Source organism: Micromonospora sp. NPDC048935, assembly GCF_043197875.1.
Lineage (GTDB): Bacteria > Actinomycetota > Actinomycetes > Mycobacteriales > Micromonosporaceae > Micromonospora.
In genome coordinates, this window is sequence record NZ_JBICTZ010000021.1 from 25,488 (window position 1) to 40,953 (window position 15,466).

17 protein-coding genes are annotated in these 15,466 nt (G+C 72.2%); 4 read left to right on the top strand and 13 right to left on the bottom strand.

Going from position 1 to position 15,466, the window contains the following annotated elements; all coding sequences use genetic code 11:
• Positions 1-46 precede the first annotated feature (46 nt).
• From npdG to ACGFIW_RS33415, 4 genes are all read right to left on the bottom strand, one after another.
• Positions 47-745: an NADPH-dependent F420 reductase gene (gene npdG, locus ACGFIW_RS33400; protein WP_393324428.1), complete on the bottom strand. Its 699-nt coding sequence runs from the start codon at positions 743-745 to the stop codon at positions 47-49.
• A gap of 124 nt (positions 746-869) precedes the next feature.
• A complete protein-coding gene (locus tag ACGFIW_RS33405; RefSeq protein ID WP_393324431.1) occupies positions 870-2,300 on the bottom strand; it encodes an RNB domain-containing ribonuclease in 1,431 nt (476 codons plus the stop codon).
• Positions 2,301-2,467: 167 nt separating this feature from the next.
• Positions 2,468-3,382, bottom strand: coding sequence for a histone (locus tag ACGFIW_RS33410; RefSeq protein ID WP_393324434.1), 915 nt, complete (start codon positions 3,380-3,382; stop codon positions 2,468-2,470).
• Positions 3,383-3,464: 82 nt separating this feature from the next.
• Positions 3,465-3,668: a hypothetical protein gene (locus ACGFIW_RS33415; protein WP_393324437.1), complete on the bottom strand. Its 204-nt coding sequence runs from the start codon at positions 3,666-3,668 to the stop codon at positions 3,465-3,467.
• Between the two features lie 285 nt (positions 3,669-3,953).
• On the opposite strand from ACGFIW_RS33415, the gene ACGFIW_RS33420 reads away from it, so the two are divergent.
• On the top strand, positions 3,954-4,451 hold the full coding sequence (locus ACGFIW_RS33420) for an NUDIX domain-containing protein (protein ID WP_393324439.1): 498 nt from the start codon (positions 3,954-3,956) through the stop codon (positions 4,449-4,451).
• A 3-nt stretch (positions 4,452-4,454) separates the two neighbouring features.
• On the opposite strand, the gene ACGFIW_RS33425 is transcribed toward ACGFIW_RS33420, so the two are convergent.
• The 7 genes from ACGFIW_RS33425 to ACGFIW_RS33455 form a co-directional block, all read right to left on the bottom strand.
• Positions 4,455-5,453 carry a hypothetical protein gene (locus tag ACGFIW_RS33425; RefSeq protein WP_393324442.1) on the bottom strand — a complete coding sequence of 333 codons (999 nt, stop codon included), beginning with the start codon at positions 5,451-5,453 and terminating at the stop codon, positions 4,455-4,457.
• Complete coding sequence (locus ACGFIW_RS33430; RefSeq protein ID WP_393324445.1) at positions 5,414-5,746, bottom strand: PadR family transcriptional regulator; 333 nt, start codon at positions 5,744-5,746, stop codon at positions 5,414-5,416. The genes ACGFIW_RS33425 and ACGFIW_RS33430 overlap by 40 nt, the downstream gene beginning before the upstream one ends.
• A 20-nt stretch (positions 5,747-5,766) precedes the next feature.
• Positions 5,767-6,639, bottom strand: coding sequence for a GyrI-like domain-containing protein (locus tag ACGFIW_RS33435; RefSeq protein ID WP_393324448.1), 873 nt, complete (start codon positions 6,637-6,639; stop codon positions 5,767-5,769).
• Positions 6,640-6,756: 117 nt separating this feature from the next.
• The gene (locus ACGFIW_RS33440) at positions 6,757-7,365 is read right to left on the bottom strand and encodes a GNAT family N-acetyltransferase (RefSeq protein WP_393324451.1); all 609 of its coding nucleotides are present in this window, start codon (positions 7,363-7,365) and stop codon (positions 6,757-6,759) included.
• Between the two features lie 32 nt (positions 7,366-7,397).
• Complete coding sequence (locus ACGFIW_RS33445; RefSeq protein ID WP_393324454.1) at positions 7,398-8,339, bottom strand: redoxin domain-containing protein; 942 nt, start codon at positions 8,337-8,339, stop codon at positions 7,398-7,400.
• Complete coding sequence (locus tag ACGFIW_RS33450; RefSeq protein WP_393324456.1) at positions 8,340-9,566, bottom strand: epoxide hydrolase family protein; 1,227 nt, start codon at positions 9,564-9,566, stop codon at positions 8,340-8,342.
• A gap of 158 nt (positions 9,567-9,724) precedes the next feature.
• Positions 9,725-10,573 (bottom strand): SDR family oxidoreductase, encoded by an 849-nt coding sequence (locus ACGFIW_RS33455; RefSeq protein WP_393324459.1) that lies wholly within the window; start codon positions 10,571-10,573, stop codon positions 9,725-9,727.
• 110 nt (positions 10,574-10,683) lie between these two features.
• Here ACGFIW_RS33455 and ACGFIW_RS33460 point away from each other — a divergent pair, with 110 nt between their 5' ends.
• From ACGFIW_RS33460 to ACGFIW_RS33470, 3 genes are all read left to right on the top strand, one after another.
• Positions 10,684-11,286, top strand: a complete 603-nt coding sequence (locus ACGFIW_RS33460; RefSeq protein ID WP_393324462.1) for a TetR/AcrR family transcriptional regulator — start codon at positions 10,684-10,686, stop codon at positions 11,284-11,286.
• Between the two features lie 55 nt (positions 11,287-11,341).
• Positions 11,342-12,262 (top strand): expansin EXLX1 family cellulose-binding protein, encoded by a 921-nt coding sequence (locus tag ACGFIW_RS33465; RefSeq protein WP_393324464.1) that lies wholly within the window; start codon positions 11,342-11,344, stop codon positions 12,260-12,262.
• Positions 12,263-12,347: 85 nt separating this feature from the next.
• Positions 12,348-13,355 (top strand): hypothetical protein, encoded by a 1,008-nt coding sequence (locus ACGFIW_RS33470; protein WP_393324467.1) that lies wholly within the window; start codon positions 12,348-12,350, stop codon positions 13,353-13,355.
• 23 nt (positions 13,356-13,378) lie between these two features.
• Here the strand turns inward: ACGFIW_RS33470 and ACGFIW_RS33475 are convergent, their stop codons facing one another.
• Positions 13,379-14,761 carry a hypothetical protein gene (locus tag ACGFIW_RS33475; protein ID WP_393324470.1) on the bottom strand — a complete coding sequence of 461 codons (1,383 nt, stop codon included), beginning with the start codon at positions 14,759-14,761 and terminating at the stop codon, positions 13,379-13,381.
• 191 nt (positions 14,762-14,952) lie between these two features.
• Positions 14,953-15,243: a hypothetical protein gene (locus ACGFIW_RS33480; protein WP_393324473.1), complete on the bottom strand. Its 291-nt coding sequence runs from the start codon at positions 15,241-15,243 to the stop codon at positions 14,953-14,955.
• Positions 15,244-15,466: the final 223 nt, after the last annotated feature.

The following is a 15,466-nucleotide window of genomic DNA, read 5'->3' on the forward strand; positions in this document are numbered from 1 at the left end:
GGGACACCGCGTTTTCAGGAAACCGGAGTGGAGCACGCCGCCCGGGTCAGAGGTCGGTGACGCGGATGCCGGCGTGCGCCTTGTAGCGCTTGTTGATGGCGATCAGATTCGCGGTGAACGCCTCGATCTGGTGGGCGTTACGCAACCGGCCCGCGTAGATGCCGCGCATCCCGGGGATCCGGGCCGCGAGCGCCCCGACGATGTCGACGAGCTCACGGTCTTCGGTGCAGATCAGCACGTCGAGGTCGATCCGGTCGACCTCGGGGTCGGCCAGCAGCGGGGCGCTGACGTGATTGAACGCCGCGCAGACGCGGGAGTCGGGCAGCAGCGCGGCGGCCTGCTGCACGGCGCTGCCCTCGGCGACGGTGAGCGCGTACGGGCCCTGCTTGTCGAAGCCCAACGGGTTGACACAGTCGACGACGATCGTCCCGGCGAGCGGCTCGGCGAGGGCGGCGACAGTCGCGGCGTGCCCGTCCCACGGCACCGCGATGATCACCACGTCGCTGCGGCGGGCCACCTCGTCGTTGGCCGCGCCGGTGATCCGCACGTCGGCCGGCATCCGGGGCAGCGCGGCGATCTCGGCGGCGGACTCGGCGGCCCGCTGCGCCGACCGGGAGCCGATCAGCACCGTCTGACCCGCTCGGGCGAGCCGGTAGGCGAGACCACGACCCTGATCGCCGGTGCCACCGATGATGCCGACCGTCAGCCCGGACACGTCGGGCAGCGTGCTCGCGTCGTATGCCATGGGCTCATCCTCGCAAACCGTCCGGTCGGTCAGCAGCGGCAGGCGCTGTGACAATCCCCGCTGCCGGCGACGCCGGCCGCCCGCGATGCCACCCCGGAGACGGGCGAGCCCGGCGCGAGTGGGCTCAGGGCAGCTCGAACAGCACCGTGCGGGCTGCCGGGTCGGCGGTGACCAGGCGGACCCGGACCCGCTCGCCGAGCGGCAGGTCGCCGTGGCAGCGGGCACGGACCGGTGGGGTGTCCAGGGCCACCGTGCCGCCGGGCGGGCGGGGCCGGGACTTGCCGTTGGGTGGGGCGTCGACGTCGAGCACGGCCGCCTCGAAGGTCTCCCCCACCCGGTCGGCCAGCAGCACCGCCTCGGCCAACTCCACGGCGCCCCGGGCGGCCGCCGAGGCGACCCGGTCGGTGCTGGCCATCACCTCGGGCAGCCGGGGCAACGCCGCGCGCGCCCAGTCGGGCACGTCCCGGCCCGCGTGCAGGGCCAGGCAGACCTCGGTGGCGTACCGGTCGGCCAGGCGTCGCAGCGGTGCCGTGACGTGGGCGTACGCCGCGGCCACGCCGCCGTGCTCCGGCTGCTCGGGCCGCGTGCCGTCGAAGGCGGTGTACGCCGCGCCGCGCATCAGCTCGGCCGCCTGGTCGATGAAGGCCGCGGAGCGCGGCTGCGCGGCGTCCAGGCTGGCGATCACCTCGCCGGGGCCCGCGCCGTCCGGCCAGTGCACGCCGAGCGGGGCGGCGGCCGCCCGCAGCCGCTGCACCGCCTCCGGTTTCGGGGCGGGCATCGTCCGCAGCAGGCCGATCCCACCGGCCAGCATGATGTCGGCGGCGGCCATGCCGGTCAACAGGGAGATCTGCGCGTTGTGTTCCTCCATCGGCACCGGCCCGCGCAGCACCAGCCGCCAGCCGTCGCCGTCGGGCTCCACGTCCTGCTCGGGCAGCGGCAGGTTGATGGCGCCCCGGCGCAGCCCGCGGGCGGTCAGTCGTTCGCCGATCTCGGGCAGCAACGCGATCGGCTCGGGCAGTCGCCCGGCGTCGGCCGCGGCCTGCACCCCGGCGTAGTCGAGTTTGGCGCGGCTGCGCACCCGGGCGCGTTCCAACTCGACGGCTACCGTGCCGCCGTCGGCGTCCAGGTCGATGGTCCACACCACGGCCGCCCGGTCGTCGTCCGGCAGCAGACTGGCCGCGCCCTCGCTGAGGGTCAGCGGATGCAGCGGCACGTGACCGTCGGGCAGGTAGACCGTCTGCCCGCGACGCCAGGTCTCCTCCTCAAGCGCGCCACCCGGCTCGACGTGCGCGGCGACGTCCGCGATCGCGTACCGCACCCGGTAGCCGCCACCCGGACGGCGGGTGAGGTGCATCGCCTGGTCCAGGTCACGCGAGCTGGCCGGGTCGAGCGTGACGAACGGCACGTCGGTGCGGTCGACGGAGGGCCGCGGCGGCGCGGCGGCCGCCGCGTCGGCCTCCCGTTGGGCGGCCGCCGGGAAGCCCTCGGGCAGGCCGAACTCGCGGCGCAGCGCGCCGAAGTCGATGCGGGGCGCGAGTACGCGTCGAATGACCACGGGTCAATCCTGACAGCGCCGGCGGTGATCCGCTTCCGGTGACCGGCCGAGATCTCCGCCGAGCAGCGGCACTGACCGCTGCGCTCGGAGCGGCGTGCGCACCCGTCACCTCAGCGGTGGCGTCGCGACGGGTCCACGGGACAAGCCGGACCGAGACACACGTGTCCTCAGCCGGTCGCCTTCCGGGCGGCGCTGCGCGTACTGCGGGGGGTGGTGGCTCGGGCGGCCACCGGGCGGGCCGGCGACTTGCGGGCGGTCACCTTGCGGGCCGGCGCCCTGGCCGCGGTGGTCTTCTTCGCCGGGGCCTTCTTCGCCGCCGCCTTGCGGGCGGTGCTCGACGACGTGCCGGTCGCCTTCGCGGCCGGCGCCTTCTTCGCGGCGGCCTTGCGGACGCCGCCGCTCGGGCGGGTGGCAGCGGCCTTCTTCGCGGTGGTCTTCTTGGCCGGGGCCTTCTTCGCCGGGGCCTTCTTCGCGGTTGTCTTCCGCACCGGGGACGCCTTGGTCGCGGCCTTGCGAGCCGGTGCCTTCGCCGCGGCGGTGGTCCTCTTCGCCGCCGACGCCGTGGTCTTCTTCGCGGCGCTCGTGGTCTTCTTCGCGACGCTCGTCGTCTTCTTCGCCGCGCCCGTTGTCCTGGTCGCGGCGGTGGTGCTCTTGCGTGCCGTGGACGCGGGAGCACGCTTCGCGGCGGTGGTCGTCTTGCGGGTGGCGGTCGAGGTCTTCGCCGGGGCCTTCCTGGCCGCCACACTGGTCTTGGTCGCGGCCCTCTTCGTCGCGCCGGCCCTGGCGGCGGTGGTCTTCGACGCGGCGGTGGTCCTGCTCGCGACGGTCTTGGTCGCGGCCTTCTTCGCCGGGGCCTTCTTCGCCGGGGCCTTCTTCGCCGCCGTGGTGGTCTTCTTCGCCGGGGCACGCCCCGCGCCGCCGGCGGCCTTCCGGGCCGGGGCCTTCGCCGCGGCGGCGCTCGCGGTGGACTTGCGCACGGGGGTGGTCCGGCTCGCCGCCGTGTTCCGTTCGGCCGCGGCGGTCTTCTTCGCGGTGGTGCGTCGGGCGGTCGGACGGGTGGTGGCCTGCTGTGCTTCGGCCATCGTGGTTCCCTCCTCGGGGACGTGCTCTCGCGTGCGTCCTCGCGGAGCACGAAATACCTCGGCACGGGCCGTCCCGCGCCGTCTACCTGTCCTCCCCGGCCCAACGAGCGTCCTCGGCATCCCACGCCTCGTTGCGCTCCTGCACCCGTTGCAGGGCGTTCTCCGCGTCGGCCGCCGAGTCGTACGGGCCGAGGACATGCTTCGCCGGACACACGTCGGCGTCCGTCTCGACCCGGTGATGCCGGGTGCACCAGTAGAAATGCCCACCACGTTCGCTGTCGCTCATGGGAATCACTGTGCACCGCGAACCGACCGGCCGCCACCGGATCGCGCAAGTCGCCGACCCTCTCCACAGTAGATAGGCATCGACTCTTGCGGGGCAGAACACCCGAAATAGGTCAGGACGACCAGCTCGTTGCGGCGCGATCACCCGAGCCTGACCCGCGGTCGTGATCAATACGAGAATCGACACCGGGGGCGTGCCCGGGACACGGGGCCACCCGCATCCGTCGCCTGGGCGGGCCGACCCGTGCGACGGCTGGCCAGCGGGGTCGCGGCCTATGATCACCCGATGGCGACACCGGACTACATCGTGGGGTTGCGCAAGCACGTCGGTCACGACCTGCTCTGGCTGCCGAGTGTCAGCGCCGTCGTTCGCAACGACGCCGGTGAGCTGCTGCTCGGTCAACGTGCCGACGACGGGCGCTGGTCGGTGATCAGCGGTTTCGTCGAGCCGGGCGAGCAGCCGGCCACCGCGCTGGTGCGCGAGGTGTGGGAGGAGACGGGCCTGGACGTGGCGCCGGTGCGGCTGTCCAGCGCCGTCTCGCATCCGCACACCTACCCCAACGGCGACAGATGTGAGTACCTGAATCTGGGCTTCCTGTGCCGGTTGGTGGGCGGCACCGCCCGGGTCAACGACGACGAGTCGCTGGCCGTGGGGTGGTTTCCGTTGGATCGGCTGCCCGAGGTGGACAAGCACGCCCTGCTGGTCATCGCGTACGCGCTGCGCGCGAACCAGGTGGCCGGTTACCTGGAGCCGGGCACGACGTGGGACGACGTGCCCGACTGAGGTTCACACCGGGGTCGGCGTGCGGACGACCGGCGCGGTGGGCGCGGACCGCGCCGCCCGGATGGTGTACGCGAGGGCGTACGGCGTGCAGGCCAGGTAGAGCATCGGTTCCGCCAGCACGTGGTCGGTGATGATTCCGAAGATCTCCCAGGGGATGGCGGGCCGGGGCAGGCCGATGTTCCAGTCCGTCCAGGCGGCGAGGAGCCACAGCGGCGCGGAGATCCGGTCGATGTCCTCCACTGGCGTCGGACCGATGACCGGGCCGGCGCGACTGCCCGCCGAGATGGCGTCGACAACGGCGAGAACCACCGCGAGGTCGGCCGCGGCGAGTGCGCCGAGGACGCCCACCCACCAGGCCGCGCGGAGGCGGTTGCGGGCGGCGAGGCTCGCCGCGCCCCAGAGGGCCAGCGTCAGACCGGCCAACCAGAGCAGCAACCCGGGTATCGAGGTGGCCAGGTCCTCCGGGACGAGGACGGACAGGCACGCGACCACTGTCACGCCGATGGGCAGCACCACGCCGAGCGCGATGCGCAACGGGCCGTCGAGTGCGCCGTGCCGGGCCCCGCGCGCGGCAACCATCGCCAGCAACACCGCCGACACGACGGTGACCGCCGCCCAGATCGGCTTCTGTGCCCGCGCCGGCCAGTCCACTCCCGCCAGCCAGGGCTGAAGCGGATCCAGCAGGTAGGCGCCGCCGATCACGATCGCGACGCAGGCGATCGGGGACAGCAGCAGAGCCGCCGCGGTACGGCCGACTCGACCGCGCAGCAGGCGGCGGTCGACGACCGGCGCACCGGCCCGGCTGACGGCGAGGCTCACCGCGAAGCCCAGCACCGTCGTCCAGCGACCACTCTCGGCGAGCACGTGCACCTCGGCGGCCCACTCGCGGCGCAGATCCTCGCGGACGTCGACCGGCCACCGACGCGCGGCCATCTCCAACAGCAACTCGGCGGCGCGACGGGTCACCACGCCGGCGCGCCGGTCGGCTCGGTGCCACCCCACGAGGGACGACCGTCGGGGATCGCGGCACGCAGGTCGGCGAGCGCCTGCCGGGCCTGCGCCACGCCGTCGGCGGTCAGGCGGTAGTAGCGACGGGCCGGCCGGCCCGCCTGGACCGGGTCGATCGGCTCCCAGTCGGCGGCCAGCCAGCCGGCCCCTCGCAGCCGGTGCAGCACCGGATAGAGGGTGCCGCTGGGCAGGCCGGTCAGTCGCATCAGGTCCAGCCCGTAGCGCTGCTCGTCGGGCTCGGCGAGCAGCGCCCCGAGGACCTTGGCGACCGGAATGGTGATCCGCATCCGACCACTGTATCGGAACTCTACATAGGGGTGGGGGTCCTCTCGACCGGGATCCACAGCTCGGCGTCGGCCTCGGTGCCGTCCGCGTTCACCCGGACCCGGGAGATCTCCGGTCCGGGTCGGCTGCGGTACGGGTTGGACGGAAACCACGTGGTGAACACGTCGCGCCACAGGTGCTGCACGGCCTGCGGAAACGCACCGGAGGTGGTGAACACCGCCCACGTGCCGGCCGGCACCGGCAGCGCGTCCAGGTCCTCCGGTGGCACGGCACCGGTCACCACGCCGTGCCAGTAGTCCAGCTCGGCGCCCTCCTGCCGGCCGTCGGCGAGGTTGTCGCTGACGTTGACGATCCCCCTCGGTTCCTGATCGGAGAGCGCCTCGATCCGCTCGGCCGTCTCCGTGTCGATGCTCCGGACGAACGCGACGATCGCCGGGTTCATCCCCTCGTGCACCAGTGGGACCCGAGCCTTGCGTCCCACCAGCGCGAACGCGTCCTTGTCGACGATCCGGTACTCCATGCTGCCGCTCCCTTCGACGGTGAGTCGGAAGGACATCCGGGGCTGGGCGCGCAACGCTGCCCCCGTACGCCGGGCCTCTCCGGGCCCCACGCCGTGCACGGCGTGGAACGCCCGGGCGAACGCCTCGGCCGAGCCGTAGCCGTGCTGCACCGCGACGTCGAGCAACGTCCGCTCCCCCGCCAGCACGTCCGCACCGGCGACGGTGAGCCGACGCCGCCGGATGTACTCCGACAGCGGCATCCCGGCCAGCGCGGAGAACAGCCGACGAAAGTGGTATTCCGACGTCAGCGCGATCCGCGCCAGCTCGGCCACCTCGATCCTGCGGTCGAGGTGTCGCTCGATGTACGCCATGGCGTCGTTGAGCCGATCCAGCACCCGGCACTCCCTTCCCTTTCGAGCACCGACGCTAGGTCGCGGAGCCGGTGGCCCACCCGACATCCGATGCCCGCATCGGTCGGGTGCGGCCGCACGATCGCCACCGTCGACGCCGTGCTACCTCCCGGGGAGGGCCTCGGCGAGGCGTGCGCCCTCGCGCTGTTGCTGCATGATCCAGGTGGGCACGGGCTCGGCCAGCAAGCCCACCACCTCCCACCCGGCCCGGCGGTACAGGTCGACGTTGCCCGGCTTGCTGGTCTCCAGGATCGCCGGCAGGCCCTCGGCGGCGGCACGATCCAGCCCGGCCCGCATGACGGCACGACCCCAACCGCGTCCGGCGCTGTCCGGGTGGGTGCCCAGGACGCCGAGATACCAGAACGGGTACGTCGGCAGCGCGGCGTGCACGGCGTCGTCGTAGCCCTGGACGCGGGCCAGCACGTCGGCGGGGTAGTGAGCCGTGGACCCGTCGACCGGGGCCGCCTGGTGGTCCTCGGCCGGTGGCTCCCAGATGGCGACCGACGCGCCCCCACCGATCGTCCAGATCGACGAGCGGTGCACCCGCTTGTCGAAGAGGTTCCCGAAGAAGGTGGCGGCGTAGCGCGGGTAGGTCTCCTCGTCCGGGAACAGGTGCCGCAGGATGGGATCCCTGACGAACGCGGCGACCAGCGTGGCGACCACCGCAGAGCGGTCCGCTGGGGTGGCGATGGTGATCTCAGGCGTTGTCACAGCAGTCGATACTATCCGGGGGTGGGCGCGCGTCAGCCGAAGGTGAAGGCGTACGCCTCGGCGCCGGGCTCACCGAACGTGATCTCCAGGGTCCGCTCACCGACCGCGCCGTCCTGGCGGACGAGCTGGTAGAGGCGGCCGTCCTCCAGCACACCGTTGCCCGCCTCGTCGACGTCGACGCCGTGCGACGGGCCGGGCGCCGCGCCGTCGAGCAGCACCCGGAACGGGATCGACGCGCCCGCCCCGGGGGCCAGCACGAGATGCGCGTCGCGCGCGTGGAACCGGAAGCTGATGCCGCCGCCGGCCCGGTCGAGCGTGACGTTCTCCGATCCGAACGTCCACTCCCCCGCCAGGGCCCACGTGTTGACGCCCAGGCTCGCCGGCACCTGGTAGGCGCGGCGTTCGTCGAGCGCCGGGCCGTTCGGCGACGCGAAGTGTTCGCCACGACGGAAACCGAGGTACGTCTCGGGCGTGCGCAGGTTGGTCCAGTCGGCCTCGGCCTCCGGGCCGACCCCCTTGACGGGTACGGGGTCGCGCTCGATGCCGAGCAGTTGCTGGAGCACCCGCTCGGACTGCTCGTAGCGCCCCTCACCGAAGTGCTCGTCGCGGATGACCCCGAAGGTGTCGACGAAGTAGAGCGCCGGCCAGTAGTGGTTGTCGAACGCGTTCCAGATCGCGTAGTCGTTGTCGACAGCCACCGGGTAGTCGATCGATCGCGCCGCGACCGCCCGCCGCACCCAGTCGACCTCGTGCTCGAACCCGAACTCCGGCGTGTGCACCCCGACGACGACGAGCCCGTCGTCGCGGTACGCCTGCGACCAGGCCCGCACGTACGGCTCCTGGCGCAGCCAGTTGATGCAGGTCAGCGTCCAGAAGTTGACCAGGACGACGCGCCCGCCCAGGTCGGCGGGGCCGAGTGGCTCGGAGTTGAGCCACTCGGCCGCCCCGTTCAGCGCGGGCAGGTGCACGGCCATCTAGCGCAGCGACCGGAAGGCGGTGCGAAGCTCCTCGGAGAAGATCTTCGGCTGTTCCCAGGCCGCGAAGTGCCCACCCACGTCGAGCTTGTTGTAGTAGATGAGGTTCGGGTACGCCTGCTCGGCCCAACTCTGCGGCGCCTCGTACAGCTCGTCGGGAAAGACGCTCACGGCGACCGGGATGGTCACGCCCTTGGCGGCGAAGAACGACAGCTTGTTCTCCGCGTACAGGCGGGACGCGGAGATCGCGGTGTTCGTCAACCAGTAGAGCGATATGTTGTCCAGGATGTCGTCGCGGGTGAGGCCGGCTTTGGCGCCGTCGAAGACCTGCGCGATCAGGGCCAGACTCTTCGCGTCGTGGTCGAGCAGGAACGACGCCAGACCGACCGGAGAGTCCGCCAGCCCGGTGAGTGTCTGCGGACGTGTCGCCATCATCAGGGCGTAGGCGACGTGTTTCCAGACGTAGTTGGCCTCCTCGGCGGCACGCATCTCGTCGGCGGAGAGCCCGGATGGCAGCGAGCCCATGGCGTTGTTCGCGCCGGTGGTGTCGCCCTGGAACAGCAGGTCGATCTCGGGCGGGATCGCACCGGGCATGTTGGTGTGGATGCCCAGCAGTTCCGGGGGCGCCTGGAGGCCCATCTGGTCCACGATGACCGCACCCCAGTCGCCGCCCTGCGCGACGAACCGGGTGTAGCCCAGACGCGTCATCAGCTCGGTCCAGGCGGTCGCGATCTTCTGCGGGTTCCATCCCGACCCGGTCGGCTTGCCGGAGAAGCCGTGGCCCGGTAGCGACGGGATCACCAGGTGGAAGGCGTCCGACGCGCTGCCGCCGTGCGCGGTCGGGTCGGTGAGCGGCTCGATGATCTTCATCTGCTCGATCACCGATCCGGGCCACCCGTGGGTGACGATGAGCGGCAGCGCGTCCTCGTGCTTCGAGCGCACGTGGATGAAGTGGATGTCCACCCCGTCGATGGTGGTCATGAACTGCGGCACCGAGTTCAGTCGCGCCTCGATCTTGCGCCAGTCGTACTCGTTCTCCCAGTAGCGGGCGACGGCCTGGATGGTTGCGAGTGGCACGCCCTGCGACTGGTCGTCCACCGTCTCCTTGTCCGGCCAGCGGGTGGCCTTGATGCGCCTCTTCAGGTCGTCGAGGTCTGCTTGCGCAATGTCGACGCTGAACGGCCGAATCTCCGTGGTACCGGGACGGGTCTTGGTCTTGACAGCCATGCGTGTTCCTCTCCGTCTAGGTTTGCGCCTCGTGAGGAGAAAACATGGGGTGAAGGCACTGCCCGGACTTGTGTGCCAGTTCGAGATGGGCACGCCGCCGCCATATCTCGGAGCCTAGAACGCCGCACCTGTCGCTCGTGGCGATACGAGGAGCCCTCTCACTGCTCAGGTCCGGGTGCCGCGACGGCGTGCTCGGCGGCGCGGCTGACCTGCTCCCAGCCGGCCCAGGTGTCCATCCGCCGGCGGGAGATGTCGAACGCCAGGTCGTACACCATGCTGCCGAGCAGGAGCCGTAGCGGCGGGTCGTCGCTGTCGACCAGGCGCAGCAACGCCTCGGCGGCCAGCCGGGGTGGGCTGTCGATCGAGCCTTCCGCCCACTGCCGCTCCAACTCGGCCCGCAGCGGCGCGTAGGCCGGCAGGGGCGTCGTGGCGCTCAGGCTGGTGTAGAGGTCGGTCCAGTATCCGCCCGGCTGCACGATGCTGAGCCTGACGCCGAAGGCCGCCGCCTCCATCGCCAGCGCCTCACTCATGCCCTCCAGGGCGAACTTGCTCGCGCTGTACAGGCCGGTGCTCGGAAAGCCGCCAAGTGCGGCGATGCTGGAGATCTGCACGAGGTGGCCGGACCGCTGGGCCCGTAGGTGTGGCAGCACGGCCTGACTGACCCACAGCGCGCCGAAGAGGTTGACCTCGAACTGGGCGCGCGCCTGCGCCTCGGTGAACTCTTCGATCATGCCCAGGGACAGGGTGCCGGCGTTGTTGACGACGATGTCGAGGTGTCCGAAGTGCTCGACGGCGGTGTGCACGGCGGCGATGACCGCCGCCCGGTCGGTCACGTCGAGGGTCAGGGCCAGCAGCCGGTCGGCGTGCCGCTCGTCGAAGTCGTCGCTCGCGATGGTCCGGGCGGCGGCGACCACCCGGTCACCGCGGTCGAGCGCTGCGTCGGCGAACGCGCGACCCAGGCCGCGGCTGGCGCCGGTGATGAACCAGGTACGCATGTCGGTCTCCATTCTCGAAACGAGACGAGACGGTCCGTCTCGTGATGCCAGAAGGGTAGGCCCCACACGAGGCGCCCGTCAAGACGAGACGGTCCGTCTCGCTGCTGGTATCGTGCCGCCTCATGACGCCCAACACGGCACGGCGGCGAGAGACCTCCCGACGCGCCATCCTCAGCGCGGCCTTCGACCTGCTCCAGGAGGTCGGGTACGCGAAGGTCAGCATCGAGGGCATCGCCTCCCGTGCCGGCGTCGGCAAACAGACCATCTACCGCTGGTGGCCGTCCAAGGGCGCGGTCATCTTCGACGCCTTCCTCCTGCTCAGCGAGGCCGCCGACGGTGGGCCGCCGACGCTGCCGGACACCGGCGACCTGGCGGCGGACCTGACCCTGGTGCTGCGCGCCACGGTCGAGGAGATGAACGATCCCCGGTACGAGCAACCGATGCGCGCCCTGGCCACCGAGATCGCACACGACCCGGACCTGGCGGCGGTCTACGCCGAACGCCTGGACGGGCCGTTGAAGGAGGCCAAACGGCAGCGCCTGCGCAGCGCCCAGCAGGCCGGCCAACTCGCCGAGGACATCGACCTCGACGTGGCGGTGGACCTGATCTGGGGACCGGTGTTCAGCCGCTGGCTACAACGCGGTGGGCCACTCACCGCTGAGTACGCCGACCTCGTCGTCACCACCGCCCTGAACGGACTGCGCCCCCGCCGATCCGCCGAGTGACGACAGCTGGGACGGCTTTGCGCTGCCCCCGAGCCATGCGGCAACATCAGGCGCCGTGACGGCACCAGGCACGGCCCCCGACGACGACACCCCGGGCGGCGACAACGGCACACCCCGGTCGAGTCGGCGGGTCCGACACTGGCTGGCCGGCGGCGGGGTCACCGCGCTGGCGGCCGTACTCGGGATCACCCTCGCCGTCCGCGGCGGCGCGGCCCCCGCCTGCGCCGCCCCACCGACCGGCAATGCCGTCCACAAGGGAAAGGCAAGCTTCTACGACGCGGGCCGCTCGGGCGGCACCTGCTCCTTTCCGGGCCCGCCGGCGGACCGGCTCTACGTGGCCCTCGGCGCGTCCGCGTACGCCGGGGCGGCGGCCTGCGGCAGCTACCTGGACGTGAGCGGCCCGAAGGGCAAGGTCCGGGTCATGGTCATGGATCAGTGCGGCGGATGCGGAGCCGGCAAGATCGACCTCTCCGACGAGGCGTTCGCCAAGATCGCCGACCGGGCGCAGGGCATCGTGTCGGTGACGTACCGCGCGGTGGTGAACCCCCCGCTCGACGGTGGCCTCACCTTCCGGATGAAGAGCGGCGCCTCGCGGTACTGGTTCGCGGTGCAGGTCGGCAACCACGGCAACCCGCTGCGCTCGGTCGAGGCGGCGGGACCGGGCGGCGGCTTCCGCAAGGCGGCCCGGCAGAGCGACAACTACTGGACCGTCGAGGGCGGCCTCGGCCCCGGGCCCTACCGCATCAGGGTCACCGACGTGTACGGACGCCAGGCGACCGCCACCGGTATCCGGATGACCCCTCAGCGGATCCAACGCAGCACCGTTGCCCTCGCAAGTGCCGCCCCGCCCAGCGCTTCCCCCTCGGCCCCGCCGAGCCCCACCGTCGCGCCCTCGCCACCTCCGGCGGCGGCCGCACCGACGGCGACAGTCGAAGCGCTCGCCGGTGCCGCCCCGCTCGACCGCCCGCACTGCTGACCCGCCCGGTCAGCGGCAGCGTGGGCCTGACCGGCATCGCGGGCTGCACCGGGCGCGGCCCCAGGCCGGACTATGATCACCCGCCGTGACAGTCAGACGGTTCGAGGGCGACGAGGCCCGTGGGGGCGACCTGGCGGCCGCGCGGCCAGGTCGACGCCTCGCCTGGCGTTCAGTGGTTCTCGCGGCGCTGGGCGCGGTGCTCGTGCTCGCCGGCTGTTCGAGCGGCCCGGCCAGCCCGCCGACCACCGGGGCCTCCCCGCCGCACTCGACGAGCGGACTGGGTCAGGCGCCGGACGTGCAGCCCAGCACGTCAGGCTCGGTCGGCGTCGACGAGGCGCAGCGCCGGCGCTTCACCGCGGCGGCCACCCTGGTCACGACCAGACCGGGGGTCCTCGGCATCCTGGTGCGGGACCGCCGGACCGGCGAACTCTGGCAGGCGGGGACCACCGACCATCCGATCTGGACGGCCTCCACCATCAAGCTCGCGATGGCCGTGGGCCTGCTGGAACGTGCCCGTGCCGGCGAGATCACACTCGACGCCACCGCACGCGGGCAGATCGCCGACATGCTCAACGTCTCCTCCGACGACGCGGCGACCGCCCTGTGGAACCGCTACGGCCGCGACAGCCAACTCAAACGCTTCCAGCAGCGTTACGGGATGACGGGGCTGACCACCGTCCCCGGCTACTCGCGCTTCTGGGGACACCTCAAGTGCACGGCGGACGATCTACAGCGGTTGATGTCGTACGTGCTGGACCGCCTCGACCCGACCGACCGGGCCTACCTCCTCGACGCGATGCGCTCGGTCGGCTCGATCCAGCACTGGGGCGTCTGGGCGGCCGGCACCGCACAGCAACCCGGCACCAAGAACGGCTGGTCGATCGAACCAGACCCGGGCGGCAAGCACTGGGTCACCAACACCGTGGGATTCGCCGGCGACGACCAGCGTTATGTCGTCGCGATCATGTACCAACTCCCACCCGGCAAGACGATCGACGCGGGGGTGCACACGGTCAGTGATCTGGTCGCCACCGTCTTCGGGGTGCGAACCCCGGCGCGGGTCACCGTGCCGGACCCCAGCACCGGTCTCTGAGGACGACGCCGCCCCATCCCGGCTCAGCGCAACGGGCGCGCGACGATCGCGAACAGCGTTCGGAGCAGCACCACCACGCGGTACACCGCGTAGGCGAGCCACGCGAAGAACAGGGCGGCGGCGGTGGCGAGCAGGACGGGTCCCACGACTGTCGTCCGCTCGACCACCCAGCCGCCCGCGATCACGACGGTGACCACGACACCGAGCAGCACGACCGCACGTCCCACCCCCTTCGCCGCCTCCCACAGGGCGGTAGCGTGGGCGCGGGCCGGCGGGGCTCCCGACAGGGGCAGGATGGGCGACGCGGCGGATGCCGGTGCCCGCGCCGCCAATTCGTCGAGTTGCCGACCCGCGGCGCGGTCCCGTTCGTCGGCGGAGCGACGCAGGACCGCCTTAAGTGCCCGCAGGTCGTCCCGATCGCGCAGCAGCCCGGTGCGTGGATCAGCGAGGAGCAGCAGAGGCACCGGAGGTTCCCCGTCCGCCGAGCGGGCGAGCACCCACGCCCTACCGAAGCCGCTGAGCTGCCCCGGTCGCAACACCCGGACGATCCCCGACAGCAGGCTGACCCGGGGCGCCGTCGGGTCAGGACCGAGCACGAGGCCGGAGCCGTCGATCATCGCCTCCCCGCCGACCAGGTCCCGGCAGCTCTCGGTGAGGTGCCGCACCACCCTGGCGACGACGCCGACGACCACCAGGGAGACGACCAGCACGACGACGCCGAGCAGTTCGTGGCGCAGTGCCGCCACGTCGACGAGCAGCAGCGGAGGAACGAGGACGAACAGGTACCAGCCGGCGAACAGCAGGGCCCTGCGCCGGTCCAACCACCGCACCAGCCGGACACGGTCGGGCTCGTCCGGGAAGCGCCGCAGGGGAACCGCGTCGGACGGCCGGACCGGTGCTCGACACAGGTTGTGCAACCGTTCACCCGCCAGCACCGCCAGATCCCGCGCGAACCGACCCTCCTCGTAGTCCACCTCGCGGAGTTCGAACAGTTCGACGGCCGCCCGGCCGTCCACCGGGCTCTTCTCCGGCAACGCCACGCCCAGACGCACCCCGGCAGCGGGCACCAGCAGCAGACGCGGCCCCCTCAGGGTGCGTCGGCCGACGGCCGCCGGATCGTCGACGAGCACGACCGCGGCAACCTCGTCCCACCGCAGGTCGCATGTCAGTTTCGGGGTCCGCACCGACCAGCCCCGTGAATCGACGTCGACGCGGAACGGCAACACCGCGTCCCGGACCAGCCGGCCACCCGTCGCCAGGCCGAGCGCCACCGCCGCCGCGCTGAGGAACAGGCCAACCCAGGCGACATCCAACAGCGGGTACGCGATCCCGACAGCTCCGGTGAACAGCAGCAACCCGAAGAACAGAAGGACAACCCGGTCGAAGTACGGTTGCCGTACCTTCACCACCTCATCGTCCGGCACGAGGTCAAGGCGTCCGCCGTGCCGGCCAGGTGAGCCGCCGCCACGGGTCGGTGCGCCGCCACGCCGGGGTCGGTGCGCCGTCGCAACGAGCCGGTGCGGCGCCGCAACGAGCCGGTGCGCCGCCGCAACGGGTCCGTGCGCTGCCGCAACGGGCTGTCGCCCGCCCGGCGGCCTCACCGCTCCGGTCGGGCCTGAGTCGTGTGCCGCTCCGGTCGCCGGGCCCGGGACAACCACCCGAGGAACCGGGCGTGCATCGCGGGCAGGTCAGGGCACAGACCCAGGCCGTACGCGTCGTCGATCGCCTCGTGCATCGACGCGGCCAGGTAGAACGCCAGGGCGATCGAATGGCCGTAGAACTCGGCCGCGAGGTCGAGCCGGGCCGGGCCACACGGCCACGGCGCGGCGCAGTTGCGGCACAGCCACGCCGGGCGCATCGGCAGGTGCGGGCGAGGGCGGGTGGTCATCCGACCCGCACCCGTCCCCGCCGGCGTTCGGCGGGCCTGGTCGGTGCGGCCGGCAGGGTCTGCAACCGCACGCCCGCACGCATGACGTACAACTCCCGTCGCGCCACCGCGTCGCCCGCCGCGCTCAACTGGTGAGGTCGGCATGGGGCGCGGTGTCGGTCTTCCGGCCGGCCCGTTTCCCCATGCCGCCTCCCGAACCGGACGTGCCCGTTTCCGAGCATCC